Annotated in this window: 2 protein-coding genes; both read left to right on the top strand. The window is 67.7% G+C overall.

Annotation, left to right across the window (positions count from 1 at the left end; translation table 11 throughout):
- Positions 1 to 313: CoA transferase (locus ACWCP8_RS41095; RefSeq protein WP_451121662.1), on the top strand; the 313-nt coding region annotated here is incomplete at its 5' end.
- A gap of 2 nt (positions 314 to 315) precedes the next feature.
- Positions 316 to 2,463 (top strand): acetate--CoA ligase family protein, encoded by a 2,148-nt coding sequence (locus ACWCP8_RS41090; protein ID WP_451121660.1) that lies wholly within the window; start codon positions 316 to 318, stop codon positions 2,461 to 2,463.
- The last annotated feature ends 283 nt before the right edge of the window (positions 2,464 to 2,746 follow it).

The following is a 2,746-nucleotide window of genomic DNA, read 5'->3' as shown; positions in this document are numbered from 1 at the left end:
GTGGACCTCGACGCTCCCCAAGTGGGAGGTGCTGGAGCGGCTGAACGCGCACAACATCCCGTGCGGCCCGATCCTCTCCACCAAGGAGATCATCGCGGACGAGTCCCTGGTCGCCAACGAGATGGTCGTCCAGGTGGAGCACCCGGAGCGCGGCATGTTCACCACCGTCGGATCCCCGCTCAAGCTCTCCGACTCCCCGGTGGATGTGGTGACTTCGCCGCTGCTCGGCGAGCACAACGAAGAGGTGTACGTAGGTGAGCTGGGCCTCGGCGACGAGGAACTGCGGCTGCTCAAGACGAACGGAGTCATCTGAACATGGTCGAATCACAGGACCGCGAGACCGTACGGGCGTTGCTCGACTCCGTCCGGGCCGCCGGACGCAATGCGCTCACCGCACCCGAGGGCAAGATCGTCGCCGATGCGTACGGGATCGCCGTGCCGGGCGAGGAGTTGGCGCAGGACGTCGACGAGGCGGTGGCCTTCGCGGACCGGCTCGGCGGACCGGTCGTACTGAAGATCGTCTCCCCCGATGTGCTGCACAAGACGGATGCCGGCGGTGTCGTCGTCGGGGTGGAGGGCAGCCCTCAGGTGCGTGCCGCGTTCCAACGCATCATCGAGAACGTGCGGGCGTACGCGCCCGACGCGCGGATCGACGGTGTGCAGGTGCAGCAGCTGGTGCCGCCCGGCCAGGAAGTCATCGTCGGCGCGGTCACCGACCCGACGTTCGGGAAGGTCGTGGCCTTCGGGCTCGGCGGCGTGCTGGTGGAGGTGCTCAAGGACATCACCTTCCGCCTGGCCCCGGTCAGTGCGGACGAGGCGCTGTCGATGCTCGACTCGATCGGCGCGGCCGAGATCCTGCGCGGGGTGCGGGGTGCGGCGCCGGTGGACCGGTGGGCGCTGGCCGAGCAGATCCGGCGGGTCTCCCAACTGGTCACGGACTTCCCGGAGATCGCGGAGGTCGACCTCAATCCGGTCATCGCCGCTCCGGACGGTGCGATCGCGGCGGACATCCGGATCCTGCTGGCGACGGAGACGGTCAAACCCCGGCGTACCTACTCGCGCGAGGAGATCCTCGCATCGATGCGCCGGCTGATGGAGCCGCGCTCGGTCGCCGTGATCGGCGCCTCCAACGAGCAGGGCAAGATCGGCAATTCGGTGATGCGCAACCTCATCGACGGCGGCTTCTCCGGGGAGATCCATCCGGTGAACCCCCGGGCCGATGACATTCTGGGCCGCAAGGCGTACAAGAGTGTCACGGACGTTCCCGGTGAGGTGGATGTGGCGGTCTTCGCCATCCCCGCCAAGTTCGTGGCATCGGCGCTGGAAGAGGTGGGGCGCAAGGGGATACCCAATGCGGTCCTCATCCCTTCCGGATTCGCCGAGACCGGTGAACAGGCTCTGCAGGACGAGATCGTGGCGATCGGCGAGCAGTACGGCGTACGGCTGCTCGGCCCGAACATCTATGGCTACTACTCGACGTGGCAGGACCTCTGCGCCACCTTCTGCACCCCGTACGACGTGAAGGGCGGGGTGGCGCTGACCTCGCAGTCCGGTGGTATCGGCATGGCTATCCTCGGCTTCGCCCGTTCGACGAAGACCGGGGTGTCGGCGATCGTCGGGCTCGGCAACAAGTCCGACATCGACGAGGACGACCTGCTGACCTGGTTCGGCGAGGACCCGAACACCAAGTGCATCGCGATGCACCTGGAGGATCTCAAGGACGGCCGTGCGTTCGTCGAGGCGGCGCGGGCGACCGTACCGAAGAAGCCGATCGTGGTGCTGAAGGCCGGCCGTACCAGCGCCGGCGCGAAGGCAGCGGGATCGCACACCGGTGCGCTGGCGGGCGACGACGCCGTGTACGACGACATCCTGCGCCAGGCGGGGGTGATCAGGGCGCCGGGACTGAACGACATGCTGGAGTATGCGCGGGCGTTGCCCGTGCTGCCGGCGCCCAAGGGCGACAATGTCGTCATCATCACGGGGGCGGGCGGCTCGGGCGTGCTGCTGTCGGACGCGATCGTCGACAACGGGCTCTCCCTCATGGAGATTCCGCCGGATCTGGACACGGCGTTCAAGGCGTTCATTCCGCCGTTCGGTGCGGCCGGCAACCCGATCGACATCACGGGCGGCGAGCCGCCGTCCACGTACGAAGCGACGATCCGCCTCGGTATGGAGGACCCCCGCATCCATGCGCTGGTCCTCGGCTACTGGCACACGATCGTCACTCCCCCGATGGTCTTCGCCGAGCTGACCGCCCGGGTGGTCGCAGAATTCCGCGAGCGGGGGATCGAGAAGCCCGTGGTGGCGTCGTTGGCCGGCGACACCGAGGTGGAGGAGGCGTGCCAGTACCTCTTCGAGCACGGCGTCGCCGCGTACCCGTACACGACGGAGAAGCCGGTGGCCGTACTGGGCGCCAAGTACCGATGGGCCCGTGCGGCCGGACTGCTGGACGGTGATCGATGACCTGAGAGCGAGAGCTCGAACCACGGGGTCTGCGGCGAACCGCTCGGCCGCAGACCCCGGGCGACGCGAAGTGGGAACGGACAGGGGGCGCTGGCCAGACTTCTTCCACGCGAGGGGTTCGATCGATCATGACAACGACAGACATCTCCACATCCGTCCCCTTCAGGGAGGTGACGGACCGCAACGGTCGCGTGTTCCGGCTCGGTGAGTCCGACCGGGACATCATGCGGAGACCGCGCTGGACCATGGTGCTCTTCCCGTGGATCGGCATGATGGGCATCAG

It is taken from the genome of Streptomyces sp. NPDC002206 (assembly GCF_053593595.1).
This window is presented reverse-complemented; position numbering and strand designations above follow the sequence as displayed.

Bases quoted from the DNA above. Each gene is read 5' to 3' on its own strand.
- ACWCP8_RS41090 (WP_451121660.1), top strand. From the start codon at position 316: ATGGTCGAATCACAGGACCGCGAGACCGTACGGGCGTTGCTCGACTCC.